Genomic DNA, 25676 nt, shown 5'->3' with positions numbered 1-25676 from the left:
ACAAAGCCGTAACCCCACCGTGGCCTTGTCAGCACATCCCAACAGCGGGAGCCGCGTTGCCACGAATGGCAATGCGGCTCCCGCTGTTAACATACATAAGGATTGTTTCTAGGCATCGTAATCCGGCGTGGAGTCCGGCCATTTTTGCGTGGCCATGCCAAAGTCGGTGTCGCTGCCGTACCAACCAAAGGCGTCATACCACAGCGCGTGCTGGTTCTGATCCAAGCCCGCAATCGCGGCGACGTCCTGATCATCCAACTCGAAGTCAAAGATGCGGGCGTTCTCCACCATGCGCTGTTCGTGCACCGTCTTCGGAATCGTCACAATTCCGCACTGCAAGTCGTAGCGGAGAATAACTTGCGCCACCGACTTGCCGTGTTTTTGCCCAATGAGCGCAATGACCGGATTGTTCAGCGCCTTCCCCCCACCAAGCGGTGACCAGCCTTCAACCGTAATGTTGTGTGCAGGCGCAAACTTGCGCATCGCCTGCTCCTGCATGAGCGGGTTAAACTCAATCTGGTTGACCGCGGGTTGCACATCGGCCGCACGCAATAAGACCTGCAGGCGCTGCACATCAAAATTAGATACGCCGATTGCACGCACCCGGCCGTCACGATACAACTTTTCCAGCGCACGCCAGGTTTCCACGTATTGACCGTCAACCGGCCAGTGGATCAAATACAAGTCCAGGTAGTCCAACTGCAGGCGACGTAGCGTGCCCTCGAACTTATCGAGGGTGCGCCGGTACCCCTGGTCGCCGTTAGCAACTTTGGAAGTCACAAAGATATCCTGGCGCCGCACCGCACCGTCCGCGAACGCCGCTGCTAGTCCACGACCCACCCCGGCTTCGTTGCCGTACTGCTTGGCTGTATCAATCATACGGTACCCGTTGCGGATGGCCGCCTGAACGGACGCCTCCGCAGTCGTGTTGTCCGTCTGCCACACGCCCAGGCCAAACCGGGGCATGGCGACACCGTTGTTGAGCTGAATGGTACTCGTTAAATCTAATTGTGCCAAAATTCTGCCTCCCACATTGTGGTGGTACACCCACCTATCTACAATCACGATACTCTAAATCACATCGCGCGTTAAGCACCAACTGCGGCTTAATCGCCGTATACGGTGAACCCGTAACCCCGAATGTGCTCCTTCAGCATGACGAGGTACCGTTGCGCCGTGTCACTCAACTCCATTTTGCGGTGTTGTAGGTACCCCAGCGTCATCGAATCGTCGACGTCCAGCGGAATCGCCACAATTTTCTCGTCGTTCAGCTCGCTCGAAATAATTCCCGAACTGATGGTGTAGCCGTTCAGCCCGACCATCAGGTTAAAAATCGTCGCCCGGTCACTGATTTGAATGTGTTTTTTATGTGGTAAGGTGCTGAGAATTTCTTCCGCAAAGTAGAACGAGTTCGTGTCCCCCTGTTCGTACGACAGGTACGGGTAGTCCGCCAAGTCGGCCAGTGTTAACCGCTACTTACGCGTCAAGGGATTATCGCGACCCACAAAGACGTGTGGTTTGGCCTCAAATAACGGGGTGAACTCCAAATCTTTCTCGGCAATCAGCCGCCGCATGACCGTCTGGTTAAAGCCGTTCAGGTAAATCACACCCAGCTCACTCTTCAGGCTAGCGATGTCGTCCAGAACATTTTCGGTTTGCGTTTCCCGCAACGTAAACTGGTATGCATCCCCACCGATTTCCCGCACCAGGTCGACAAAGGCATGGACCACAAAGGCGTAGTGTTGGGCCGAGACGCTGAACACCCGCTTACGGACATTACCCTGGCCAAAGTGTTCCTCCAACAGGCTGACCTGGTCCAAGACGCCGCGCGAATAGTTAATAAACTCCCGTCCCGCGTCAGTGAGCGTGATGCCGCCACGACTACGATAAAACAGCTGGACGTTAAACTCCTTTTCCAACTCCTTCATCGCCTGTGATAACGATGGTTGGCTAATGTATAGCTGCTTCGCCGCCTCGTTAATGGAGCCCGTGGCCGCAATCTTCTCTAGGTATTCTAGTTGTTGAATCCGCATAGCATGACCTCCGTGTTATAGATTGCGCCTATTATACCACCAAGCAATTAAGAATTACCCCTGACGCAGCCATAGCGGTTAGAATAATCTCAACCATTTAATTTACGGAGGCCACCACCATGACACAATCACGTTTTCAAATTGTCGGTTCACTATTGCGACCAGCAGAACTGTTAACTTACAAGGACCAAATCGAGCACCGCGACGACATCCAGTACCCGTTCTACAACGACTTTCCCGGTTACCAGGACGTTGAAACCAACGCCATCAAGCAGGTGATTGCGGAGGAAAAGGCTCACGGCATCGACGTACTCACTGACGGTGAGTACAGTAAGTCCATGTGGCACCTGGACTTTCTGTGGGGATTCCAGGGTATCGAGCGCTACATTACCGACCATGGTTACACCTTTGAAGATCACGACGGTGGCAACTTTGAAACCCGGAAGGATATTGGCATTCGGATCACCGCCCCGCTGTCCGGCAAGAACCACCACTTCATTGACATCTTTAAGGAACTCAAGGCGCAGGCGGGAGATCAGGACGTCAAAACCACCGTTTGGGGCGCCGCCCACGCGTTCACCGAACTATCCGTCTTTGACCACCTGTATGGTGAAGGTCAGGTTTACCCCACCGCGGACGCACTCCGTGACGGTCTGATTAACGCGTACAAGGAATTTCTGACCGAGTATCAGGCTGCCGGCGGTACGATCATCCAGTTTGACGACTGTTTGTGGGAACTATTTGCCGATGATAACCAGCAGAGCTTTTTCGGGGATGGCAAAGGTGGTGTTGAGGACCTGGCCGACGAATTTGTCGCCATTAACAACGCCGTGGTCGACTATGGTCACGAGCTCGGGCTGAAGGTGTGGACCCACAACTGTCGTGGAAACTACGCCAGCCGGCACGCTGCTGGCGGTTCGTACGCCTCCATTGCGCAAAAGTTTCTGCACGACCAGCACTACGACCGTTTCTTCCTGGAGTGGGACGATGACCGTGCAGGTAGTATTGAGGCACTCAAGGCTCTGCAAGACCGCCCCAACGTGGAGGTGGTACTCGGCGCGCTGTCCAGCAAGACCAACACTCTGGACGACGAGGACCGTGTTCGTCAGTTACTAGATAAGGCTAGCGCCATTCTCGGGAAGGACCGTTTGTACCTGTCCCACCAATGCGGCTTTGCTTCCTGCGACGGGGGTAACGAATTGACGGCAGCACAGCAGTGGGCCAAAATCGATCAGGGTCAGCGCATTGCGGCGGATTATTGGGCGCACGCGACGGTTTAACTATGTTTCGGAATGAATGCGTACCCTCGGAGGTACGCATTTTTTTGTTTTGGTAAAGGTGTTGTCTTAATTGATGCGTGTATGCGTACTATACTGTGAGCATACGAGAGTCACTTGCGGACAAGATGAGGTGCGTGTTAATGCCAAAACCAGATTACGCAATCTACCCAGCAGTATTTTCAAGGGATGCAGACGACGGCTACTACGTTGTGACGTTCCCTGATGTTCCCGACACAATCAGTCAGGGCAAAACGTTGACCGACGCGGTTAAAAACGCGCCCGATGCACTGGGCGTGGCATTACCAGACTATAGCAGCTACCCTACCCCAACACCATTACGCGACGTTCAACGAGCATTTCCGGGCGACATTGTGAGCTTGGTGGGCGTAGACTTGCGTGCCGCCCGCCGCAAGCGCAGGGACTCGACAGTGCGCAAAAGCGTGACCATCCCCCAGTCCCTAGACCACGCAGCACGCAGGGCCGGAATTAACTTCAGCGCCACGCTCACGGAAGCTTTGGAAAGGGCCTTAGAGCACCGCCAAAACTGACGTATTCAAACAAAGCGCCCGCAGATAACGGAACTACCCAAAGAGGGTGCCGTGTCATCTGCGGACACTTTATTAATTAGATTTTTAGCCGACCTGGCCGCGGCGCAGGCTCGGCTCGGTGAACCATAATAACACAAAATTAAACAGCAACATGCAGGCCGTGCAAATAAACACGGCATTATAGTCGAAGAGTCCGGCCAACGCACCACCTAAGAACGCACCGAACATGTTACCCAGCGCTTGAAACGATTGGTTCCATGAAAAGATGGCGGACGTCGCCGTGATGGGCGAGCTCTTCGTCAGCAGGGTCTGAATAGACGGGAACAAAGCCGCGTCCGACACCCCAATCATCAGCCGCAAAACGCCCAGGATGACGATGCTGCTGACGAACCCTTGGGGGAAGTACATAATCACGGCAAAGAGGTAGCCCGCGGTCAGCACCTTCCCGGTACCATGATGGTCGCCATACCGCCCCAACCGTGGAGCGGCAATGATGTTCGATAGCCCCGGCAGTGCGGCAATAATCCCAGCCACGATGGTGATGGGCCCCCGGTAATGCATGAGCTCACGCACGTAAAGGCTCAGGATGGGCGAAATGGAGGCGTTACCCAGTTGCACAATCATGGTTGAGCACAACAGCACAATGGTGAGCTTAGGGTTCGGGAACCCGGCCAAAAAGGAACGCTTCTCCCCCTTTGCACGCTTGGGGCGCTCTACCGGCACGAAGAACTCCTTCACAAAGAAGCCAGCGATGAGTGTGGTTACCAACAGCAGGGCCGCCGTGATGAAGAACGTACTCCGGATGGAGAAGACATCGGCCAAAATTCCGCCGACGATTGGTCCTAGCAGCATCCCGCTGGTCGATCCGGTCACCAGGGTGCCCAGGGCGCGGCCACTTTGGTTACGCGGCGTTTGGGAGGCAACCAGGGCTTGGGAATTGGAGATGAAGCCGGCAAAGATTCCCTGGAGGGCACGGCAGGCGAACAGTTGCCAGACGGAGGTGGTCAACCCCATGAGCAGCATGGAGAGGGCAGTCCCGAGTCCGGCGCGAATAATCATGACTTTGCGTCCCTTACGGTCGGCAAGGGCACCCCAAATTGGGGAAGCGATGGCGGTGATCAAAAAAGTAATGGCGTAGACCAGGCCACTGTAAAAGGTCACTTGCGACTTGGTGTAGTGACCCATGCTGGCCACGTACAGCGACATGAAGGGCATGATTTCGCTAAAGGCCAGGCCAGCCACAAAGGTGCACACCCACAGTATGTAAAGATTTTTCTTCCACGGCCCCTTGGCGCGTGTTTCGTCATCCATTACGACTCACCCCTGACAAAATTTCTAATTAAAGGGGCCGACACATGGGTGTCAGCCCCTACTTGATAAACCGATAACTGTTAGTATGAACTTTTGGTAAGGAGATGTAAAGAGAGAGCGGAGCAGGCCGTTTAGAAGGCAGAGCATAAGCAACTCTAACCGAAAGGCCCGCACTTGGCCTTTTGGTTAGAGTTGCTTATGCGGCGTCTTCTGGCCTGTGCAGCTCGTTTTAACACGCACGCATAGCGAGGGCGCGGAGTAGTGTTCCCAAGAAATATAGCGAAACCCGAACCTGGTTTCATTGCCGTAGCGGGTTACGCGCAAGTTTCTGCGGGGCGCAGCTCGTTTAGAGAGCGGAGCCCCGCGGGTAGAAACCAGAGTATAAGTAGCTCTGGACGAGAATCCCGCACTTGGATTCTTGTTCGGAGCTACTTATACGTCGGTTTCTGCGGGGTGCAGCTCGTTTTAACACGCACAACTAACGAGGGCGCGGTGCACCGGTACCAGAAATTTAGCGAGGCCCGCACTTGGCATTTTGGTGACAGTACCTTATATGTCGCTTTCTACGGGGCGGAGCTCGTTTTCAAAACTCACGAGTACCAAGGGCACATTGCGGCGTTTACGCATAATTGTCATGGCATTTTTAAGTTAACCATTGATGTGTTGGTTACCACGGTCACCGCTGAACCCTCACCCTTCATACCGTCTATGCAGGCGAGCAATCACCATCAGCACCACGATCACAGTCATACCACCAACAAACAAACCGCCAATGGTGCTCCAACTAAGGTAGTAGTGACCCACCAGAATCAGCGCCACGCCTAACAGAACTATAACTGTAATTACAATTGCTAGTCGCCGTGAACGCCTTCGCTGGATATTCTTGACGTCTCTGCCAGCCAGATGGTTAATCTCTTTCTGTGCCGGCCACATCACAACCATATTTACCAGCACCAATACGCACACAATCATGCTGGCGATGCCACCAAGCTCAAACCCAACAACGTGTAATTGCGACAAAATCAACAACGCCGCCAGCGCCACATCGATAATCCACGAAGCCCAAAATGTTACCATTGTCTTACGTAACGCCATGGCGTCCGCACGCACTTTATCCATCATCATGTTATCCTCCTTGAGTAAAATATCAAGGGATAGACCGTACAGGTTGCTCAAATCAATCAGACTCGCAACGTCAGGATAGCTGCGTTCATTTTCCCAATTAGATACCGTTTGACGGGTTAAATGTAGTTGATCCGCGACTTGTTGTTGCGTCAACGCGTGCTCTTTACGTGCCGTTGCGAGTCGAATTCCAATTTGCATCCTGCTGCCCTCCCACATTCTCAAGGTAATACCGTTACCGATATTGTACTAGCAAAGAGGCGTTGTCATCACGTTTTGTGGGCAAATCGCCCGCCAATAATCTTGGCGCTGCATTATTTCCCGGGGAATAATGGCATATTTCGCACCCGTCCCGTGGTATCACCGTTTCTAGCACCACCGATTATACAGTGGCACAGTTTTGACCTTTTTCAAATTATGTTGGCTCATCGGGTACCTCCTTGGAGAATATCCCGTTGAGCTTTTTTGCGACTTCAAAGTTACTGTTGGGGTAGAGATGACCGTAGGTGCCGAGTGTCGTTTCGATGTCTTCATGCCCCAGACGTTCTTTGCTCTGGAGTGGATTTTCACCGAGGCTAATCAACAGCGACACATGCGATTGACGGAGGCCATGCACAGTAATTCGCTGAACTTTGGCGAGTGTACTGTACGCGCCCACAATATCAATGAATTGCTGTTCAAAGCACGGAATCCCATCACGTGAGAATACCCACTCGGAATTCACCATCGCCGCTTGTACGGCCTGCCACACGCCTAAGCACGCCACGGTATCATCATCAAGCGCCACGGTACGGCGACTGGCAGCGGTCTTTAGTGCGGGCGTTTCAAACCAGTCGCGGTTGTGATAGTCCATGGTCTTATTGACGTTCACGGTCTTAGCTTCGAGGTCAACGTCTGTCCACTTGAAATCAATAACCCAATCATCAACAACTGACTCCTCCATTTCGTATTGGAGCTTGAGGATACCAGATACTTATAGAAAATTGTAAACATATATCTGGAAGTACTAAATTGAAAAGTTACCGAGCAGTAATCCCAAGCAAATCATACGGTGATAAATACAATGCCCGCATAATCACTTTTGATAGCTCGTTTTCTGACAACAAATCATCACCCGACAGCCAGGTAAGAAGAACTGACATGATGGCATTCGTAACTATGCACAACGCATATTCTTGGGGTAAGTCCCTTATAAACGTGGCCTCGCCTTTAACCCGTTTTAGTTCGCCTAAAATTGATTTTTGAAGCATCGCTGTAATCGACGTCGCAAAAGCCGGATCACCATTGGGGCCGAAAAGAAAGCTAAGCATTGCTTTGTTCTCAGCCGCAAAAGCAACAATATCTTCTATTACAGGATACGGTTGACCGACACTTAAGTCTTGATAGTTCATGGTACCGTCAATTCCGGTATCTAACATCAACTGAAATTTAGAAGAAATACTATCCTTAACTTTTGTGACCAAATCATCTTTATCAAGGTAGTGCAAATAAAATGTCCCTCGACTAATACCACTAAGACGAGTTAGATCACTCACGGTAATTTGGTTTAATGATTTAGTTTTCCCCACGGTAACCAGCGCGTTTAAGATCGCCGCATTAGTCTTCGCAATCTGTTCTTGATGTGTTGGCATGTCAACCTCCTCTGTTTAATTGACACTTTTCAAATAAATGGTCATAGAATTTAGCACAGCATGTGATTTAATAATTGAGTAGTTTGATTAACACGTTGTCCATTATTATCCGGCTGGAGGGAAAAATCAATGACATCTTTCATCTCAGTACAAAATGAAACTAAAACTTATGGTAGTGGCGATCACGCTGTTACCGCAAACAAGAATATCAGCTTTGAAATTGCTCCCGGTGAACTCACTATCATTCTCGGCGCGTCTGGAGCTGGCAAGTCAACTTTACTCAACGTGCTTGGTGGAATGGATCATCTGACCAGTGGCACGGTAAATGTGAATGGGGTTGAGCTTGGCGAACTCGATTCACGTGGATTAACAACTTATCGCCGCAAACAGGTCGGCTTTGTTTTCCAGTTCTACAACCTGGTGCAAAACTTGACGACTATCGAAAATGTTGAATTAGCATCCGAAATTGCAGATCAAGCCATGCCAGCCGAAGAAGCCTTGACTGCTGTCGGCCTAGAGAAGCGTACCCAGAACTTCCCCGCCCAACTTTCAGGCGGTGAACAACAACGCGTCGCGATTGCCCGCGCGATTGCGAAGAATCCTGATCTATTATTGGCTGATGAACCAACTGGCGCCCTAGACTATCACACGGGCAAAAAGATTTTACAATTATTTCAAGATTTCACGCGTAAATCCGGTAAAAACGTGATTATTGTGACCCATAATTCAATGATTCGACCGATGGCTGATCATGTCATCGAAATAGCTGACGGTCAAGTAAAAGCAGACACCCGCAACGAGAATCCAACTCCGGTTGCCGAATTAGAATGGTAGGCGATAATTGATGAAAATGCTGAACAAAAATATTGCGCGCGAATTCAAAATGTCTCTTGCAAGGTATATCTCGGTATCAGCGCTTTTGATGCTGGGCGTCTTCGTCTTAATTGGGTTGAACGTCACCGGACCAAATATGCGCAAAACCGCTCAAACCGCATACAACACCGAGCAGCTTGCAGATGCTAAAGTCACATCAACCGTGAGCTTGAGCACAAAAGATCGAACGGCGATTAAAAATCTTGCGGGCATCAAAAAGACCGAATTCGGCTATACAACGGACACCGTAATTAAGAACACCAAGCATGCGCTGCGTGTTCAAAGTAATCCTAAAACATTATCTAAATTGACCATCACTAAAGGGCACAGGGCGACCACTGCTAAACAAATTGTGTTAAGTGACAAGCTCCGTGGTCAATACAAGCTCGGTGATCATATTACCGTAGCCGCCGGCAAGTCTAATGGCAGCACTGGGCTGACACACAAAACATTTACCATCGTTGGCTTTGCCACCTCAACAGAGTATCTAAAGAAGGACAGCCTCGGTTCGACAAGCCTTGGTAGCGGTACTTTATACGGTTTTGCCTATACCACCACTGGGGCATTTTCTAGCACCAAACCGAACGTTGCCCGCTTAGCATTTACTAATTCCAAAGGTGCCGCCTATTCCACGGCCTATGAACACTATGCAACTAAGCAAGTGGATAAACTGCAAAAGAAACTTAACCGACGCAATCGGGCGCGCGTCGCAAAACTTCGCCAAGATTTAACAAAACAAATTAACGACGCTGAAACGAATATTGCCAAAAACACAACGGCCATCACCAACGCAGAAACAGAGCTCTCTGCTGCGCAATCGCAACTAGACACCCAGATGATCCAAGCTAAAGCTGCTCAATCCTCGAGTACCGTTGCGACGCTGACGATCAAACAGCAAGCGCTGGATCAGCAGCGGGCGAAATTGAAGACGCAAAAGCAGGCCCTCAAAGATGCAAGAGGCAAGCTGACAGAAGCCAAGTCCTCAAAGCGCCAGTTAAAAGATGTAACGCTAACGATTGCTAGCCGTAACGACTTCAACGAGGGTTACAACAATTATGGCGAAGATGCCGCGCGCATTGACGCACTCGGCAAGTCTTTCCCTGCATTTTTCTTCCTGATTGCAATTTTGGTCAGCTTCACTACAATGCGTCGAATGGTTGAAGAAAAGCGTATTGAGATGGGGACTTTACGCGCACTTGGATACACTAAAGGCCAAGTCATGCGCGAGTTCCTTGTCTACAGCGTCACCACCGCGGTCACAGGTACGGTGCTTGGTAGTATTCTCGGCTTACTCGTGTTGCCAAGAATCATCTTCCGCGCGTACACCGCCAACTTTAATTTCTCGAATCTCCAACTAGCACTGCATCCGGAATTCATTGCTGCAGGCTTCGCCCTCGCTCTATTCTCGACGGTACTGGCCTCTTGGCTAGCCGCACATTCTTCCCTAAAGACGATCACCGCTGAGCTCATGTTGCCAAAGCCCCCCGTCAGTGGCTCACTAATTTTGTTGGAACGCATCACGCCAATCTGGATGAGAATGAGTTTTTCCCATAAAGTCACCGCGCGTAACTTATTCCGCTATAAGGGACGCATGCTCATGACCATCATTGGAGTTGCAGGGGCCACCGCGCTGATGATCACCGGCTTTGGGATTCGCGATTCGCTAAACACGATTATTGACCGCCAGTTCGGCCAAATTAGCCAGTACGATCTTGTTACTGTGTACAATCCTAATGCTGAAAAAAGTGAGGTCACCTCTGCTCGAGAGACTATTACCAAATCAAACACTGTCAAGCATTACAGCTCGGCTCACTTTGCCAATGTTTACGCAACAGATAACGACTCTAACTCGCGTGAAGACATCTCTCTAATTGTCCCAAGTTCGGCCTCTCAACTTGATCGATATATCAAATTGAGGGACTACAAGACAAATAAAAAGATGACCCTCAGCAATAATGGCGCAATCGTATCGCAAAAACTCGCCAAGCTTCAAAATGTTAATGTTGGTGACACGTTCACAATCAAAGAAGCTGATGGAACCAGTCACAAAATAAGGGTAGCCGGTATTACAAAGATGTATGCTGGGCACTCCATCTACATGAGCAAAGCATATTACAATCAGGTTTACGACACTAAAGTCACCGCTAACGCATATCTAGTGACGCTGAAACATGCCACGGACAAATCTGTGAATGCTTTTGCTGCCAAATTCAACCGGACAAGCGCGGCCGTTCAAACCGTCCAGTCTAAGGAAACTAAGAAGACAATCACTAACATCTTAAGTAATCTGAACAACCTAATCCTTGTCTTGGTGCTTAGTGCTTCACTGCTCTCGCTGGTCGTGTTATACACGCTAACCAATATCAATGTGTCAGAGCGGGTGCGTGAATTATCCACGCTCAAAGTGCTCGGCTTCTATCCTAAGGAGGTGCTAATGTATATCTATCGTGAAACCAATATCTTAACCGGTGCGGGGATCATAGTCGGCATTGGGGTGGGATACGCTTTTCACGCATACATTATGGCGCTTCTCCCTCCTGCGACAGCAATGGTAGCGCCTGGTCTAACTTGGATCAACATTATCATTTCTGTCGGTTTAACAATTGTATTTTCTCTGATTGTGATGTTCATGATGAACCGGAAGATTCAAAGCGTAGACATGCTAGAAGCTCTTAAATCTGTTGATTAGTTTGTTGATTCACGCTGCGTGAGCCCTACAGATTAGCACAGCTTATGTTCTTCCACGAGGGCACCACAAACTTATTATGGACATCTTTAATGAACCGCCTAGCCATCTCGGCTTGGTGGTTTTGTTTTGCTCTTTGGTTGCTAAATTTCGGAAAAATCAAATTCGGTTTCATTTCAGCTCTTGATTTCCGTTTGTGCATGTGCCGAAAGCAAATCATTTAGCTCATGAGGTCAGTATTATGAGTAGCGAACGCAAAGTATCTCGTACGTTTATCAGATACATGCAACAAGTTCTCCGAAACGAGCGAATCAACATTTATCGAAAATACCTTAATACCGTCAAGGAAACCCCACTCGAAGAATGGTTGTTGGAAGAAATTGCCGAGCCTGGTCATCTTGAAGACTTTCTTTTGACCGATGATGGAGTTGATCACCTTGAATTCTTCGAGAACGAACGTCTTGCCGCGGCCATTGCAACCCTTTCCACAGCTGATAAGATGGTGTTGTATCAATACTACTATTCTGAACTGAACGACGTGGAAATCGGTAGCCACACCGATAAGACTAGTCAGGGGGTGAATAAGAGGCAACGACGGGCACTAGCGCGAATTAAGGAAGCATACGAAAAGGTCTAATGAACCAAGCAAATTCGGTAAAAGCATATTCCAAATAAATAAGACTGCCAAAGTAACCGCAGTCTTAATCGTTGAGGTGGCACATCAGTGGCACATTCCAGCAGCAGTATATTTGATGTTGGTACTGCAATACATTCCATAAAGCGTATTGTCCTGAATTCTGTGAGTTAATCGAACAAGTAGTTTATTTCCCGGGTAATACGTGATTAGGCATTGACCTACTTTCGGCCCAGGGCCAGACTATTGGTGACAATACAAACTACTTTTAATCATGGAGCTGATGTTATGCCAACCAGTGATGCAGAACCATACCCAACGAGCACGGAGCTGACTACCTTAATCAAAAAGGCCCTGGCTACTGACTACGTACGGTCCCAACAACCACTAAACTACGAGTTAAACGAGGCTCTAGCGCGACTGCAAAGACGGACGGCCGTCGACCAAATTGCGCCCCACATAGCGCGGTTAATTCTCAACTACACCGTAGCCGATATCTCTATGCCGGACGCGTTACTACCACTATACCAAGCCACCTACCGTACGCCTTCAGTGAAGGACCAATACAACCGTGCAGCCGGCCTGAGTACGTTGCTGAGTCACATTTGGTTCAACTAATCACAATGCTCATGGTGAACCCGACTTTAACTAGAACTCATGGCTACCAATACACAAAACGTGGTGGTCCCTGGCCATACACCTCGCGATGCACGATACCCTCATTTTCTAGCTCACGCAACTGTTGCGTGAGCATTTTTTGCGTGATTGTATGAATGGCCCGAAGCGGTTCGCCTGGGCGCATCTTACCGCGGCGTAAATGGCATACGCGAGAAGAACGGAAACTACACACGCACTAATCGAAGCGAATCTATCCCGCCAATAATCTAGGCGTGAGTCTTATTACCCGGGAAATAATGGCTGACCGGCGAAACCCGCGCAATTTTGCCCTGGTGTTGCCGTCACCGAAAAAAAATCAGTCAGCGTCTGCGGACACCACATCCAGATCAATCATGGATTGGGCGGTTGCAATAATGGACTCCTTTGCGGAACGTGGATACCACCCCAGTAGTTTAACCGCCTTGGCGTCACTAGTCTCAGCGTACTTATCCGCAACCGAAGCAACCATCCGTAGCATCGGATTTGCCTTAGCCGCTAATTTGAGAACAGCAGTGGGGATGGTCTTAGTCGGCAATCTATCGGCAAAATCCGGAAACGCCTCACGCAGAATGTTCGCCACTTCGAGCATTGAGTAGATTTCACCGGTAGTCGCCAGGAAGCGTTGGCCAGCAGCAGCGGGCTGAGTCATGGCCAAAATATGCAGACTGGCAACATCACGCACGTCAACGTAGCCTGAATTAACGCGTGGCACCATCTTCGTCTTGCCCGCGAGCATTTCTTGAATTTGGATATTGGAATGGGAATAATCGTCGGCGAGCACGGGGCCCATCACCGCAACCGGATTGACCGTAGCTAGTTCCAGTCCACTATCATCTTTGGCAATAAAATCCCACGCCGCACGTTCGGACATGGTTTTAGATTTTTGGTACGGGTGAACCCCCTTGGCACTGAGGTCAGACCACACGTCCTCGGTAAATGGAGTATTGCGCTCGGGGTGTCCTGCAAAGATGGCGCCGTACGCGGACGTCAGAACGACACGCTTTACGTGGTGTCGGCTAGCAGCACGTAGCACGTACAAAACGCCATTAATGGCGGGCCGAATCATCTCGTCCTCGTTTTTAAAGTTCAGGGTCGGAGTTGGGGAGGCAACGTGGATGACGTAACTGGCACCAGCGATGGCATCATCCCACGGGTCTTCATGCGTCAGGTCGGCAGCAACGACTTCGAGTGCGGACAAGTCGCTCACCCCACCCTTCCGCAACATTTGCTCAATCAATGGCCGCTTAGCAATTGACCTAGCAGTGGTCCGCACCGCGTATCCTTGCTGTAGCAATTGTAAAATGATGTGGCTGGCAATAAAACCACTACCACCGGTGACAACAACGAGTTGTTTTTCAGACATATTGATTCCTCCTTATTTTTTAGCCGCGATACACTTGTAACGGCAGTGATGTTAATGTACACTGATGCCATTCGTGAAACAAGCGTAATCAACGCATCTGTGACAGGAGTGATAAATTGTAATGTCAGCGACCAAACATGCGCAGCAGATTCGTGAGGACTCCATTAACTACCTCACAACGGCACTGTTACAACTACTGGAGAAAAAACCACTGGCCGAGATTAAGGTGACCGAACTGGTGGCGCGCGCTGGTGTCAGCAGGATGGCCTACTATCGTAATTTCGACACCTTGGAGGATATCTTGCGGGCATACTTTGCCCCACGTATCAGTCATCTGTTCGACGACGTGATTGAGCGTGTACCCACAGACGCCAAAATTGCCGATATGCAGCAATTTTTCGAGGAAATGGGCGCGGCACTATCACTGGCGGAACGACGCAATTACGAGTACATCATTCAGCGACTGTTCGATGGCAACATGCGCCGCTTTTATGACAACAACCGGCACTGGGACGGTCTGGACCCGACGGCCAAAAGATACTGGGCGAAGTTTATGAGCGCTGGTGTATACGGTATTTGGCGCGAGTGGTTGCTACATGGGCAACAAGAGCGCCTAGCCGACATTCACTTGCTGGTAGGGACGATGCAGGACGCAACATCGGCCGCGCTCGGCAGTGTTGATTTACACAATAATGCGCGCATGCCAATTAGCCCCAATGAACGTGAGGATTAATAGTCATGGAAATTATTGTTTGTACGCAGCGACCTTCGCGCCTGATTGGCCAATTAGTGCAGCTTTGGGAAGGATCAGTTCGAGCAACGCACCATTTCCTGGATAATGCCACCATTCTTGAAATCAAGCAGTACGTTCCTGAGGCTCTGCAAAGCGTCCCGGTGCTGGTAATTGCCCGCAATTCCAGCAAGCGGCCTATTGGATTCCTAGGTACTAAAGGTGACAAGCTGGAAATGCTATTCGTGGCGGCAGAAAACCGCGGCCAGGGCATCGGCCGCCAACTTTTGCAGTTCGCTATCCACCGGTTTGATCTGCACACAGTGATTGTCAACGAACAGAATCCACAAGCACGCGGATTTTATGAGCACATGGGGTTTCACACGGTTAATCGCAACGCGCTGGACGAACAAGGACGGGCATACCCAGTGCTAACAATGCGGCGTTCTTAGCAGGCTCTGATTCCCACCCCATCGCTAGCGGTAGTGAGTAAGTCAAACTCCCTAAGGACAAACAAAGGAGGGTACCCAGTCTAATCAATCCGTATCGGTTGAATAGGCTGGGTACCCTCTTTCGCTATTATCTGGGCGCTAACGCCACGTCGTCACGGTGTACCAACTGAATGTCTTCGCCACACGCCCGCCGCTCATCGATATTCTCTTCACCCCACGTGCACAACATACTCAAAATTTGGTTGAGGCTCTCACCCCGCTCCGTCAGCGAATACTCAACGCGCGGTGGCACCTGCTCGTACACCTCGCGATGCACGATACCGTCATTTTCTAGCTCACGTAACTGTTGCGTGAGCATTTTTTGCGTAATTGCGGGAATGGCACGGCGCAACTCACCCGTCCGCATCATGCCGTGGCGCAGGTGGCATAAAATGATGGTTTTCCACTTGCCCCCGATGATATCCATGGTGGCTTCAACCCCAATATTATATGTCGTCATGCTTTCCCCTCCATAGGCACCAAAAAGTGCGTAGTTGTATTAATGTGCCTATCCAATATACTTGTATTTCGTAAGTAACACAAGCACACGTATTGGAGGAAAGAATGGAAACCACTACTAATACCACCCGCACTGCTACTTGGACGCTACTGGCATTAGCCCTCAGTGCCTTTGCTATCGGCATGACCGAATTTATTAGCGTTGGGGTGATGCCCCTCATCGTCAGCGACTTTGGCATTCGCCTCAGTACCGCCGGACTAACCGTATCCGTGTACGCCGCTGGCATCATGGTGGGTGCACCCGTCCTCACCGCGATCACCAGCCGCTACCAACGGAAAACGTTGCTGTTAGCCGTCATGCTGACATTTATCATTGGTAACCTCGTGACGGCCATCGCACCCAACTTTGCCCTGTTACTGGTCGGGCGGGTGATTGCCGCGCTGGCCCACGGGCTGTTTATGGCCGTCGCCACGGTCATTGCCGCTGACGTGGTCAGCGCCGACAAGCGGGCCAGCGCCATTGCTACCATGTTCACCGGGCTGACCGTTGCCACTGTCACCGGTGTGCCTTTGGGAACGTTCATCGCCCAACATGCGAGCTGGCGGTTGGCCTTTGTCTTTATCGCCGGGCTGGGCGTGGTCGCGTTGCTCGCCAACTACTGGCTCGTGCCCAACGACCTCACTCAACCGGCCGCACCACGCCGCGGGGCCGTCCTGCGACTAATTCGTGAACCACGGCTACTAGCTGGACTCATCATTACTGCATTGGGTTACGGCGCCAGCTTCCCCGTCTACACCTACATTAGCGCCATTCTCCGCCGAATGGGCTTTGGTGCCGGCATCAGCGTCATTCTACTGCTAATTTACGGGATTGCCGTAGCCATCGGGAACACGCTGGGTGGACGACTCGCTAACCGTCGACCGCTACAGGCACTGAGCATTATGTTTGCCGCCCTCACCCTGGTCATGATTGCCATGCTTTTTGGCCTCCGTTATACCGGTCTGGGGCTCGCACTACTACTCGTCATGGGGCTCCTCGCCTTTATGAACGTTCCCGGTCTACAACTTTTTACCATGCAGGTCGCGGAAGAACGGTACCCCGAGGACGCCCCGCTCGCCTCAGCACTCAACATCTCCGCCTTTAACGTTGGCGTAATGGCTGGAAGCTTTGGCGGTGGGCAACTACTCAACCATTGGGGTCTCCTCAGCACGCCAATTGGCGGGATTATCCTAGACGCCGCGGCTTTGTTACTGACACTGTGGCTGATTCGCACCGACAAATAACGCATCATAATACGGTAACCAAAAATACGCCACGGTTCGTCGCCGGCCCTACAGCCGGTATCGTTACCGTGGCGTATTTTTACTGGCCATCGCGGGGCTGTTCAACGATTCCCACTTTGGCCAAAGTTGCAATAATAGCGTGCAGGTGCTTGGATAATTCATCACGTTCCGTCCCGCTTAACTTCGCTAACTGGACGTCCATTACTTGCTCCACGTCCCGCATATTCTGCTCCGCAACCGTATCCCCGTGCGCGGTCCGCATCACCTGCACCTCGCGCCGGTTGTCCGGATTATGTTGCCGAGCAACTAAATCCAGCCGCTCCATCCCCGCAATCAGCCGGGTTAGCTGGGCATTCGCGATACCCATTTCGCTGGCCAGCTGCGTCATGGTTTTCCCTGGATGCGTGTAGACAGTCATCAGTGCTACTGCCTGCAGGGGCGTCATCCCCTGGTCCGTACGCTCCAGAATGCGCATGACCGTCTGCCCCACCGCCACAAAGAGGTGGCGAAACAGCTCCGTGTTCTCTTGTTGCTGCTGATTATCCATGTTTTCACCTAATTATTTTCCGTTTGTCATATATTTGATTATACTCAATAGTTGACATTTGTAAAATGTAGTCCATAATTAGTCACCAGCAACAGTCAAAGTATCGTATCAAGGGAAGGAGTCACAATCCGTGCTCGAACTAAAACACATTAAAAAATACTACCACGTGGGTGACACCACCACGAAGGCGCAGGATGACGTTTCCGTTGCCTTCCGTAAACAGGAATTTGTCGCCATTCTTGGTCCGAGTGGTTCCGGGAAAACCACCATGTTGAACATCATCGGGGGGCTGGATCGCTACGATTCTGGCGACCTGCTCATTAAGGGGCGGTCCACTAAGGACTTCAAGGACAGTGACTGGGATGCTTACCGTAACAACTCGGTCGGCTTTATCTTCCAATCCTACAACCTGATTAGCCACCTGAGCATCATGGAAAACGTCGAGATGGGGATGACCCTTTCCGGCGTGCCGGCGGCCGATAAGCGACAGCGGGCCACCGACGCGTTGATTCGCGTGGGGCTCAAAGACCACATGCACAAGCAACCGTCACAGCTCTCTGGCGGGCAAATGCAGCGGGTAGCCATCGCGCGTGCCATCGCCAATGACCCCGAAATTCTGCTGGCCGACGAACCAACCGGCGCCCTCGACTCCGAGACGAGTGACGAAATCATGCAGTTGATCCAGGACTTGTCCAAGGAACGCCTGGTCATAATGGTGACGCATAACCCCGACCTCGCGCACAAGTACGCCGACCGGATTATCGAGTTTGCGGACGGTCAAATTCAGCACGACTCCCACCCCCACATTGAGGGGGACAAAGAGGACCAGTTCCAGCTCAAGCGGACCAAGATGAGTTACTGGACCGCCCTCAAACTCTCCTTTGACAACATCCGGACCAAAAAGGGGCGGACGTTCCTCACCGTCTTCGCTTCCAGTATCGGCATTATCGGAATTGCCGTTGTTCTGGCCCTCTCCAACGGCTTCCAGAAGCAGATCAACAAGACGCAGAGCGAGGCCATGGCTTCCATGCCGGTCACCATCTCGCAGGTGGGCACCGACACGAACTCCATGATGACCGGGACAAAAGCGACCAAGTTTGCGCACACCAAAACGGTCACTGCCGAAAAGAGCGACGCAGATAAGGCGCAGCACGTCAACAAGCTGTCGCAGTCCTACATTAATTACGTCAAAAAGATGCCCAAAGCCGACGCGAAGAACATCGCGGTGACTTACAGTACGGGGATGAACCTCCTCCGCGAGGTTAACGGACAGTACAAATCCGTGACCTTCTCCACTAACGACCCTGACAACAGCAGTAGCGTCAACACTGCGGCTTTGATGGCGTCGAGTACCGGTGTCGGCGGTTCCGTTTACCCCATCGACCGCAACGGCAAGCAGAGTTTCCTGAAGACCTACTACAAAGTCATCGCCGGCAAGTACCCGACGAAGTCCACGGACATCGTCCTGGTGGTCAACAAGGATAACTCCCTCAACATTAACGCCATGAAGAACCTGGGCTTTAACGTTAAGGAAGGCCAGAAGTACGACTTTAACCAACTGGTCGGCACCCAGGTCAAGCTGGTCACCAACAACGATTACTACTCCCAGCTGCCAACCGGTACGTACATGCCCGGCAAGGATTACACCGCCATGGCGAACGCCGCAAACACCAAGACGTTGCGCGTCACCGGGATTATCCGCGTGAAGTCCAAGAACTCGGATGGGCTTCTGTCGAGCGGTGTGGCGTACAGTTCGGCGCTGACCAAAGAAGTCCTGGACGCCAACAGCAACTCCAGCATCGTTCAGGCGCAGAAGTCGAGCGCAACTAACGTGATTACGGGCCAAACCATGGATGCCTCGACCCGGTCGACGATTTTGGCCACCCTGGGCGGTTCCAAGACGCCTAGCAGTATCCAGATTTACCCCACCACGTTCAAACTCAAGGACAAGGTGCTCAGCTACCTGGATAAGTACAACAAGGGCAAGAGCAAAGCAGATAAGGTCATCTACACCGACCTGGCCGGCACCGTGTCCGACATGACGGGCGGTTTGATGGACGCCATCACGTACGTGCTGGTCGCCTTTGCCGGTATTTCCCTAGTAACGTCCATGATCATGATCGCCATCATCACGTACACCAGCGTGCTGGAACGGACCAAGGAAATTGGGGTCCTGAAGGCGCTGGGTGCCCGGAAAAAGGACATCACCCGCGTCTTTGACGCCGAGACGTTCATCCTCGGCTTTGGCGCCGGCCTGTTCGGTATCCTGGTCGCATGGCTATTGACGTTCCCTATCAACAGCGTACTGTACGGCGTCACGGGCCTGGCCAACGTGGCGATGCTGAACCCAATGCACGCCATCGTGCTGGTCATCATTAGTACGGTGCTCACCATCCTCGGAGGTCACGTACCCGCACGGATGGCTGCCAAGAAGGACGCCGCCATCGCGTTACGCGCAGAATAATTACTATTGTAGGCAGAACGTAAACAGCCACCGCAAAAATGCGGTGGCTGTTTTTATATAGCGTTACTATTCGTCTCGGTTAAGCCCACACTGCAGGTGCCGCCAGGGCGTCCTTGATGGCCGCCTCCATAGCGTTAGGCTGCGTTAGCGGACTGTAACGGTGGATGAGTTGGCCGTCACGACCCACCAAAAACTTGGTGTAATTCCACTTAATCATCCCCGCATGGGAAGCGCCCTTGAGGTACTTGAAGAGCGGGTCGGCCTGCTTGCCGTTAACCGCCACCCGCTGGGTAATGGGAAAAGTCACACCGTAATGTAACTGGCAGTACTCGGCGGCCGCGCTGTCGTCGGCCAATTCCTGGTGAAATTGGTCTGAAGGCAGTCCCACAATCGCCAAACCCTGGTCGTGATAATCCTGATACAACCGTTCGAGCTGTTCCAACTGGGGAGCGAGGCCACACTTGCTGGCGGTATTCACAACAATCAGCACCTGCCCCTTGTACAGGCGCAGCGGAATTAATCCGCCACCAATTTCTTTGACCGTAAAGTCGTACACGCTCGTTGCCATACGCATCGCTCCCATCCATTAGCCCACGTTTTCCAGCTATCTATTAATTATATTATCGCTTAAAAATAGCCGGTAGTATGCTAAGAAATGGTAAATCTCATTATTTTTGGGTTGCGGGGCCGTTATTTCCCGGGAAATACTCACCAAATGGCTACTGAATCCGCCCACCGCGCGCAGCCAGTACCTGCTGACCAAAGGGACTATCGTAAATTTGGTCTAGTTTGGCCGCAAACTCTGGCCGTGGAATCGCCTCACCAAAGAGCGGGCTCCCCGGCTCCAGCAGCAATCCGAACCGTAACGGGCCTAGGTCGAACGGATCGAAACCGAAGTCGGTCAATATCTGTTTGACCTGGGGACGAATATCGTCGTGGTCCGTGGCAAAGGCCATCGCCCGCGGCACGTCGGGGTGCCGGTCAACCTCAATTTCCAAGTCGTGATATCCCATGTGGTTGAACGCCTTAGCCACTTTGGCTTCCGGTAACCAATCCTGAATCACCTCGGAGCTGGAATGGTTGAAATCGGAAATGTCGTTGTGCGTCCCGTCAACTTCCTTCCAGTAATTGGTGGCGTCGAGCACCAATTTACCCGCAAAGTCACCAGGTACCAGGTCCTGGTAGTGGCTCAAAGGAATCGCCAAGACAATCACGTCCGCCTGGGCCACAACATCGGCGGCGGTGGCACTCACTGCCCCCGGCGCCAGCGTATCAATCACCCACTTGAGGTCCTGCACCGAATGGGTACTACCAATCATAATCGGGATATTGCGACTCGTCCCAATCCGTGCCAGCGTGGAGCCTAACTTGCCCGCGCCCAGAATACCAATGGTTGGTTCCGCCATACTACTCGCCCCCCAGCAACTCTTTGACCCGTGGCACCACACGCTCACCAAAGTTGCGGATGGTAGCCTCGCGTTGGTTCAACAGCTGACCACCCGTACCGTAAACCAAGTCGAACCGCTGCATGTCGAGTGCCTTCATATTGTGCGCAATCTTCTGGGCCACCTGCTCCGGCGTACCCACATAGTACGCACCCTTATCAATTTCAAATTCAAAGCGGTCGCGCGTCATGGGTGCCCAGCCACGGTCAATACCGATACGGTCCATCTCGGCTTTGATGTACTTGAACCCCACCTCGACGGCCTCCTGCTCATCATCCAGGATGATGCCGTGCGCGTGCATCCCCAGCGGCCGTTCCGGCTTCTTAAACTGCTTGGCCGCCTTCTTGTATAGGTCAACGTACGGACGGAAGCGCACGGGTTCGCCACCAATAATCGCGATGACTACGGGGATATCGTAGGCCACGGCGCGGATAATGGACTCCGGTGAGCCGCCCACCGCTAGTGAGGTGGACACTGTCTCACCTTTGGGTAACTGCGGGTACACCGCCGTGTCGGTCAGCGTTTGCGTGAACTGGCCCTTCCAGTTCATGGGGTCGCCCTCCAGCAGCTTTTGCCACATGGCAATCTTTTCTTCAAATAACTCGTTATAGTTTTCGAGATCAAAGCCGAACAGTGGGAATGACTCCGTAAACGAGCCCCGGCCCAGCATAATCTCCTCACGGCCGTGGGACAGACCGTGCAAAGTTGAAAACCGTTCAAAAACGCGCACCGGGTCATCAGATGACAGCACGGTGACCGCCGTCCCCAGCTTAATATTTTTGGTGACCATCGCCATGGCGCCCAGCACCACCTCGGGGCTGGAAATAGCAAACTCCGGACGGTGGTGTTCCCCGAGCGCAATACGGTCAATACCCAGCTCGTCCGCCAACTGTGCTTCTTTGACTACCTGCCGTAACGTCTCGTCACCATCCAACGGCGTCCCATCGTCGTGGAAAGCCAGGTCGCCAAACGTGTTTAAGCCAAACTCATATTTTTGATCAGCCATAATTGTCCCTCCGCTCGCTTACTTTTTGTAAGTATAATGGTATAGTAACCGGAACAACCCGAAAAAGCAAGTACTAAGCACGGATAAATGTTATTTTTTATTGAGCAGTGCGACTGGCTGATGGAGGTACCGTTCGACTAGGACCCTACGAGCCGCATATCAAAATAGACCCGTTAGTTGAGCGGCTTGCACCACCGTTCAACTAACGGGTCTATTTGTAATTACTTGATGTACGCGTCATAGAAGAAGTACGCCGCCAAACCGAACGCCCCAAAGGCAATCACCCGTTGTAACAACTTCACCGGCACGTGCCGCACCACGATGGGGCCCGCGTAGCCGCCAATAAAGAGTCCTGCGCCCAGGGGGATGACCATTAGCCAGTATACCTTGGTGGTCACGGCGTAAATAACCAGTGAGAATACGTTCGCAACGAAGGCCGTGAAGTTCTTAATGGCGTTACTAACCGCAAACGGCTGGTCCAGCGAGATTGCCAAAATAGCAAGTAGTATGACACCGGCCGACGCCCCAAAGTAACCAATGTACAGGCCCACCAGGCCAATAGCCACGTTCTTGGCCACCGTCACCCGAGGACTCTGCGGACGCGGCTTTGCCCGTGTCTCGGGCTTAGAGCGCCCCGCCAGTAACATCAACACGCCCGCTAGCGCAATTAGGAACGGCACAATGTGTTCAAACGTGCTGGCCGGGGCCACCGTCAGTAACAGGCTACCAATAATTGCTCCCAGCAATGCCCATACGGTCACGCTCATGGTTAGCCGTTGGTGACTGCGTAATTCTTTGCGCGACGAAATGGCCGACCCAATGCCAGTAAATACCAGCCCCGCCGTGTTGGTGACGTTCGCGCTCACGGGTGGTAACCCTAACGCCAGTAGCACTGGATACGTCACCAGTGACGCCATCCCCGCCATGGTGCTCAGTAATCCACCCGCAACGCCAGCAACCAACAAGATACATGCGATCCAATACCAGGCCATAACGCGCCTACTTTCTAAAAATATTCCCAGTAGGATTAGTATACACCGGGTACCAGACCACTCAAGCTGCCGCCCGTACCGGTGGCCTAGTCGCGAGCCCCCACCGGTAGTTGTTCAACCGGAATGAACCCAAATTGGTCAAAGTCGAACAGCCCTTGGTCCGTCAGCTTCAGCGTCGGAATAACCGGCAGGGTGAGGAACGATAGCGTAATGAACGGGTCAAAGTCAACGCCGCCACTCACCTGATCATAGGCAGCGCGTAACGCCCGCATTTGTCGCGCCACAACCGCGAACGGCTGGTCGGACAGGATGCCACCAATCGGTAGCGGTAGGTTGGCCACCACCCCGTCGGCGGTCGCCACGCTTTGGCCGCCGTCCGTCTCCGTAATTGCCGCAATGGCGTTCATGATTGCCTGGTCGTCGGTCCCCACCGCCACAATGTTGTGGGCGTCATGGGCAACCGAACTCGCAATTGCACCACTGCGAATACCAAAGCCGTGCACAATGCCGACACCCACGTTACCAGTATCGTGGTGGCGTTCCACTACCACCATCTTGAGGAGGTCATGCGCCACGTCAGGCACAAACTCGCCGTTTTGGGGCGTCACGTGTGCGTGTAAGTGGTCCGTGGTGATGTGGTTGGGCTGCACCCCGATGACGTGCACATCTGCCCCGCTAACCAGCGGCAGGCGTAAATCACTGCTCTGTACGTGGTGGTGCAGCTGCGTGGCGGTAAATGGCAAAGGTGTTGTGGATTCCGTCGCCACTTTGTCCGCACCGGCCACCCACTCACCCGACTTCATTACCCGGGAAATATCGACCTGGTCAAGGTCACTTACCACCACGAGGTCCGCCAATTGGCCTGGAATTAGGGCGCCGCGGTCGGTCAGTCGGTGCGCCCGCGCGGCGTTATTAGCCGCCATCGTGTACGCCAACTCGGCCGGGAGTCCATACTTAATCGCCAAACGAATATTGTGATCAATTGAGCCCTCACCCATCAGGTCGCCGATGGTCTTGTCGTCCGTGCAGAAGGCGAACCGGTCAGCGTTGCGCGGCGTGACGGCACCAATCGTATTCGCTATGTCCCGTTCCACCGTACCTTCGCGCAGGAAAACGTACATGCCAGCGTCCACACGGGCCAAGGCGTCGGCCACGGTGGCACTTTCGTGGTCAGTATCCATGCCGTGGGCCCGCATGATTTCAATTTGTTCCGCCGTCAGTCCGGCAGCATGACCATCGGCATGGTGTCCGTGCGCGTAGGCATCCCGAACTTTGCCCATCGTGTCCGCATCGTCGCGGGCCACCGCACCGTAATCCATCACCTCGGCCAGACCGTTGACCTCTGGGTACTGGTAGAGTGGTGCCAAATCGGCGGCATGCAAAGCAGCGCCGTTATTATCAAACGGGACGCATGGTACCGATGAGGGTAGCATGTACCGAATGTCTAACGGCGTTTGTCGTGCGTCTTTAATCATGTACTCAATGCCCGCCACGCCGGCTACGTTGGCAAGCTCATGCGGGTCCGCCACGATGGTCGTGACCCCATGTTGTAGGAGGATATGACCGATTTCACTAGGGGCCACCAGCGCACTTTCCACGTGCACGTGTGCATCAATGAATCCCGGAACGACGTATTGTCCCGTGAGGTCAACCGTTTCGCGAGCTGTCAGATCCGGGTGGGGCAAGCGGGAAACCACTTTGCCCTGATCCAGCCATAAATTAGTTTGTTCAAATTCACCAGTATATACATTCAACACACGCGCGCCAGTTAGCACCATTGCGACAGTTTTCAAAGCGGGTCCTCCTCGTACCTATAGAAGACCTGATGTGGATGGTGCGGTGCGCGGTGGCGGGCGGGAAGCGGCGTATAAGTAGCTCTAACCAAAAGGCCAAGTGCGCCTTACCACCTCGATTAGCTTGGACGCTGCTAGGTCCGCGCGTTTCTTTCCGGTATTAAAACAAGCTGCGCCCCGCAGAAACTTGCGCGTAACCCGCTACGGCAATGAAGCCAAACCCGGGCTTCACCGCCGCAGCAAGTTACGCTCCAGTTTCTAAACGCGAGGCTACGCTCTCTACCTTTAAACGAGCTGCGCAGGCCAGAAGGCGCCGCATAAGCAACT

At 52.4% G+C, this 25676-nt stretch carries 23 protein-coding genes and 2 pseudogenes; 10 read left to right on the top strand and 15 right to left on the bottom strand.

The annotated features are described in order from the left end of the window. Positions 1-108: 108 nt before the first annotated feature. Both LPA02S_RS04360 and LPA02S_RS04355 read right to left on the bottom strand, forming a co-directional pair. Positions 109-1017 (bottom strand): aldo/keto reductase, encoded by a 909-nt coding sequence (locus LPA02S_RS04360; RefSeq protein WP_275452984.1) that lies wholly within the window; start codon positions 1015-1017, stop codon positions 109-111. 89 nt (positions 1018-1106) lie between these two features. Continuing rightward, positions 1107-2033, bottom strand: a pseudogene (locus tag LPA02S_RS04355) (LysR family transcriptional regulator). A gap of 119 nt (positions 2034-2152) precedes the next feature. On the opposite strand from LPA02S_RS04355, the gene LPA02S_RS04350 reads away from it, so the two are divergent. Next, positions 2153-3313, top strand: coding sequence for a cobalamin-independent methionine synthase II family protein (locus tag LPA02S_RS04350; RefSeq protein WP_054650051.1), 1161 nt, complete (start codon positions 2153-2155; stop codon positions 3311-3313). A gap of 140 nt (positions 3314-3453) precedes the next feature. Beyond that, a complete protein-coding gene (locus LPA02S_RS04345) occupies positions 3454-3861 on the top strand; it encodes a type II toxin-antitoxin system CcdA family antitoxin (protein ID WP_054650049.1) in 408 nt (135 codons plus the stop codon). A gap of 84 nt (positions 3862-3945) precedes the next feature. On the opposite strand, the gene LPA02S_RS04340 is transcribed toward LPA02S_RS04345, so the two are convergent. The 4 genes from LPA02S_RS04340 to LPA02S_RS04325 form a co-directional block, all read right to left on the bottom strand. After that, positions 3946-5172, bottom strand: coding sequence for an MFS transporter (locus tag LPA02S_RS04340; protein WP_056957097.1), 1227 nt, complete (start codon positions 5170-5172; stop codon positions 3946-3948). A 690-nt stretch (positions 5173-5862) separates the two neighbouring features. Then, positions 5863-6495: a helix-turn-helix domain-containing protein gene (locus LPA02S_RS04335; RefSeq protein WP_056957098.1), complete on the bottom strand. Its 633-nt coding sequence runs from the start codon at positions 6493-6495 to the stop codon at positions 5863-5865. A gap of 214 nt (positions 6496-6709) precedes the next feature. Further along, positions 6710-7237: a site-specific integrase gene (locus LPA02S_RS04330; RefSeq protein ID WP_056957099.1), complete on the bottom strand. Its 528-nt coding sequence runs from the start codon at positions 7235-7237 to the stop codon at positions 6710-6712. 76 nt (positions 7238-7313) lie between these two features. Further along, complete coding sequence (locus LPA02S_RS04325; RefSeq protein WP_054650043.1) at positions 7314-7925, bottom strand: TetR/AcrR family transcriptional regulator; 612 nt, start codon at positions 7923-7925, stop codon at positions 7314-7316. A 129-nt stretch (positions 7926-8054) separates the two neighbouring features. Between LPA02S_RS04325 and LPA02S_RS04320 the strand changes: the two genes are divergently transcribed. From LPA02S_RS04320 to LPA02S_RS04305, 4 genes are all read left to right on the top strand, one after another. Beyond that, positions 8055-8759: an ABC transporter ATP-binding protein gene (locus LPA02S_RS04320; RefSeq protein WP_054650041.1), complete on the top strand. Its 705-nt coding sequence runs from the start codon at positions 8055-8057 to the stop codon at positions 8757-8759. Between the two features lie 10 nt (positions 8760-8769). Continuing rightward, positions 8770-11487, top strand: coding sequence for an ABC transporter permease (locus tag LPA02S_RS04315; protein WP_056957100.1), 2718 nt, complete (start codon positions 8770-8772; stop codon positions 11485-11487). A gap of 238 nt (positions 11488-11725) precedes the next feature. Further along, on the top strand, positions 11726-12121 hold the full coding sequence (locus LPA02S_RS04310; protein WP_054650031.1) for an RNA polymerase sigma factor: 396 nt from the start codon (positions 11726-11728) through the stop codon (positions 12119-12121). Between the two features lie 285 nt (positions 12122-12406). Next, on the top strand, positions 12407-12736 hold the full coding sequence (locus LPA02S_RS04305) for a glycerol-3-phosphate dehydrogenase/oxidase (protein ID WP_054650029.1): 330 nt from the start codon (positions 12407-12409) through the stop codon (positions 12734-12736). 49 nt (positions 12737-12785) lie between these two features. Here the strand turns inward: LPA02S_RS04305 and LPA02S_RS11880 are convergent. Next, positions 12786-12944 (bottom strand): annotated as a pseudogene (locus tag LPA02S_RS11880) (winged helix-turn-helix transcriptional regulator); the annotation flags it as partial. A 147-nt stretch (positions 12945-13091) separates the two neighbouring features. Beyond that, positions 13092-14138 (bottom strand): SDR family oxidoreductase, encoded by a 1047-nt coding sequence (locus LPA02S_RS04300; RefSeq protein WP_054650027.1) that lies wholly within the window; start codon positions 14136-14138, stop codon positions 13092-13094. Positions 14139-14259: 121 nt separating this feature from the next. Between LPA02S_RS04300 and LPA02S_RS04295 the strand changes: the two genes are divergently transcribed. Beyond that, on the top strand, positions 14260-14871 hold the full coding sequence (locus LPA02S_RS04295; RefSeq protein WP_225354976.1) for a TetR/AcrR family transcriptional regulator: 612 nt from the start codon (positions 14260-14262) through the stop codon (positions 14869-14871). A gap of 5 nt (positions 14872-14876) precedes the next feature. Continuing rightward, the gene (locus tag LPA02S_RS04290) at positions 14877-15320 is read left to right on the top strand and encodes a GNAT family N-acetyltransferase (protein ID WP_054650025.1); all 444 of its coding nucleotides are present in this window, start codon (positions 14877-14879) and stop codon (positions 15318-15320) included. A gap of 127 nt (positions 15321-15447) precedes the next feature. Here LPA02S_RS04290 and LPA02S_RS04285 read toward each other — a convergent pair whose 3' ends face one another. After that, positions 15448-15819, bottom strand: coding sequence for a winged helix-turn-helix transcriptional regulator (locus tag LPA02S_RS04285; RefSeq protein ID WP_056957101.1), 372 nt, complete (start codon positions 15817-15819; stop codon positions 15448-15450). Positions 15820-15923: 104 nt separating this feature from the next. On the opposite strand from LPA02S_RS04285, the gene LPA02S_RS04280 reads away from it, so the two are divergent. Continuing rightward, positions 15924-17102 carry an MFS transporter gene (locus LPA02S_RS04280; protein WP_056957102.1) on the top strand — a complete coding sequence of 393 codons (1179 nt, stop codon included), beginning with the start codon at positions 15924-15926 and terminating at the stop codon, positions 17100-17102. Positions 17103-17181: 79 nt separating this feature from the next. Here LPA02S_RS04280 and LPA02S_RS04275 read toward each other — a convergent pair whose 3' ends face one another. Then, positions 17182-17649 carry a MarR family winged helix-turn-helix transcriptional regulator gene (locus LPA02S_RS04275; protein ID WP_054650023.1) on the bottom strand — a complete coding sequence of 156 codons (468 nt, stop codon included), beginning with the start codon at positions 17647-17649 and terminating at the stop codon, positions 17182-17184. Positions 17650-17779: 130 nt separating this feature from the next. Between LPA02S_RS04275 and LPA02S_RS04270 the strand changes: the two genes are divergently transcribed. Further along, on the top strand, positions 17780-20113 hold the full coding sequence (locus LPA02S_RS04270; protein WP_056957103.1) for an ABC transporter ATP-binding protein/permease: 2334 nt from the start codon (positions 17780-17782) through the stop codon (positions 20111-20113). 79 nt (positions 20114-20192) lie between these two features. Here the strand turns inward: LPA02S_RS04270 and LPA02S_RS04265 are convergent, their stop codons facing one another. The 5 genes from LPA02S_RS04265 to ade all read right to left on the bottom strand — a co-directional run bounded on the left by LPA02S_RS04265 (position 20193) and on the right by ade (position 25334). Continuing rightward, positions 20193-20681 carry a glutathione peroxidase gene (locus LPA02S_RS04265; RefSeq protein ID WP_054650019.1) on the bottom strand — a complete coding sequence of 163 codons (489 nt, stop codon included), beginning with the start codon at positions 20679-20681 and terminating at the stop codon, positions 20193-20195. Between the two features lie 151 nt (positions 20682-20832). After that, positions 20833-21519 carry an NADPH-dependent F420 reductase gene (locus LPA02S_RS04260; protein ID WP_054650017.1) on the bottom strand — a complete coding sequence of 229 codons (687 nt, stop codon included), beginning with the start codon at positions 21517-21519 and terminating at the stop codon, positions 20833-20835. 1 nt (position 21520) lies between these two features. Then, positions 21521-22564 carry an LLM class flavin-dependent oxidoreductase gene (locus LPA02S_RS04255; protein WP_054650015.1) on the bottom strand — a complete coding sequence of 348 codons (1044 nt, stop codon included), beginning with the start codon at positions 22562-22564 and terminating at the stop codon, positions 21521-21523. 221 nt (positions 22565-22785) lie between these two features. Then, the gene (locus tag LPA02S_RS04250; protein ID WP_054650013.1) at positions 22786-23556 is read right to left on the bottom strand and encodes a sulfite exporter TauE/SafE family protein; all 771 of its coding nucleotides are present in this window, start codon (positions 23554-23556) and stop codon (positions 22786-22788) included. An 86-nt stretch (positions 23557-23642) separates the two neighbouring features. Continuing rightward, positions 23643-25334, bottom strand: a complete 1692-nt coding sequence (gene ade / locus LPA02S_RS04245) for an adenine deaminase (protein ID WP_054650089.1) — start codon at positions 25332-25334, stop codon at positions 23643-23645. Positions 25335-25676: the final 342 nt, after the last annotated feature.

It is taken from the genome of Lacticaseibacillus pantheris DSM 15945 = JCM 12539 = NBRC 106106, assembly GCF_001591865.1.
GTDB lineage: Bacteria > Bacillota > Bacilli > Lactobacillales > Lactobacillaceae > Lacticaseibacillus > Lacticaseibacillus pantheris.
The sequence above is the reverse complement of the archived record's forward strand: the minus strand, read 5'-3'. Positions and strand labels throughout refer to the sequence as shown.

What these genes read in the sequence shown, in the direction of transcription:
- LPA02S_RS04275 (WP_054650023.1), bottom strand. Translation starts at nt 17,649, where the DNA reads ATGGATAATCAGCAGCAACAAGAGAACACGGAGCTGTTTCGCCACCTC.
- LPA02S_RS04265 (WP_054650019.1), bottom strand. Translation starts at nt 20,681, where the DNA reads ATGGCAACGAGCGTGTACGACTTTACGGTCAAAGAAATTGGTGGCGGA.
- LPA02S_RS04335 (WP_056957098.1), bottom strand. Translation starts at nt 6,495, where the DNA reads ATGCAAATTGGAATTCGACTCGCAACGGCACGTAAAGAGCACGCGTTG.
- LPA02S_RS04315 (WP_056957100.1), top strand. Translation starts at nt 8,770, where the DNA reads ATGAAAATGCTGAACAAAAATATTGCGCGCGAATTCAAAATGTCTCTT.
- LPA02S_RS04340 (WP_056957097.1), bottom strand. Translation starts at nt 5,172, where the DNA reads ATGGATGACGAAACACGCGCCAAGGGGCCGTGGAAGAAAAATCTTTAC.
- LPA02S_RS04310 (WP_054650031.1), top strand. Translation starts at nt 11,726, where the DNA reads ATGAGTAGCGAACGCAAAGTATCTCGTACGTTTATCAGATACATGCAA.
- LPA02S_RS04290 (WP_054650025.1), top strand. Translation starts at nt 14,877, where the DNA reads ATGGAAATTATTGTTTGTACGCAGCGACCTTCGCGCCTGATTGGCCAA.
- LPA02S_RS04305 (WP_054650029.1), top strand. Translation starts at nt 12,407, where the DNA reads ATGCCAACCAGTGATGCAGAACCATACCCAACGAGCACGGAGCTGACT.
- LPA02S_RS04300 (WP_054650027.1), bottom strand. Translation starts at nt 14,138, where the DNA reads ATGTCTGAAAAACAACTCGTTGTTGTCACCGGTGGTAGTGGTTTTATT.
- LPA02S_RS04325 (WP_054650043.1), bottom strand. Translation starts at nt 7,925, where the DNA reads ATGCCAACACATCAAGAACAGATTGCGAAGACTAATGCGGCGATCTTA.
- LPA02S_RS04260 (WP_054650017.1), bottom strand. Translation starts at nt 21,519, where the DNA reads ATGGCGGAACCAACCATTGGTATTCTGGGCGCGGGCAAGTTAGGCTCC.
- LPA02S_RS04320 (WP_054650041.1), top strand. Translation starts at nt 8,055, where the DNA reads ATGACATCTTTCATCTCAGTACAAAATGAAACTAAAACTTATGGTAGT.
- ade (WP_054650089.1), bottom strand. Translation starts at nt 25,334, where the DNA reads ATGGTGCTAACTGGCGCGCGTGTGTTGAATGTATATACTGGTGAATTT.
- LPA02S_RS04285 (WP_056957101.1), bottom strand. Translation starts at nt 15,819, where the DNA reads ATGACGACATATAATATTGGGGTTGAAGCCACCATGGATATCATCGGG.
- LPA02S_RS04250 (WP_054650013.1), bottom strand. Translation starts at nt 23,556, where the DNA reads ATGGCCTGGTATTGGATCGCATGTATCTTGTTGGTTGCTGGCGTTGCG.
- LPA02S_RS04330 (WP_056957099.1), bottom strand. Translation starts at nt 7,237, where the DNA reads ATGGAGGAGTCAGTTGTTGATGATTGGGTTATTGATTTCAAGTGGACA.
- LPA02S_RS04295 (WP_225354976.1), top strand. Translation starts at nt 14,260, where the DNA reads ATGTCAGCGACCAAACATGCGCAGCAGATTCGTGAGGACTCCATTAAC.
- LPA02S_RS04345 (WP_054650049.1), top strand. Translation starts at nt 3,454, where the DNA reads ATGCCAAAACCAGATTACGCAATCTACCCAGCAGTATTTTCAAGGGAT.
- LPA02S_RS04350 (WP_054650051.1), top strand. Translation starts at nt 2,153, where the DNA reads ATGACACAATCACGTTTTCAAATTGTCGGTTCACTATTGCGACCAGCA.
- LPA02S_RS04280 (WP_056957102.1), top strand. Translation starts at nt 15,924, where the DNA reads ATGGAAACCACTACTAATACCACCCGCACTGCTACTTGGACGCTACTG.
- LPA02S_RS04255 (WP_054650015.1), bottom strand. Translation starts at nt 22,564, where the DNA reads ATGGCTGATCAAAAATATGAGTTTGGCTTAAACACGTTTGGCGACCTG.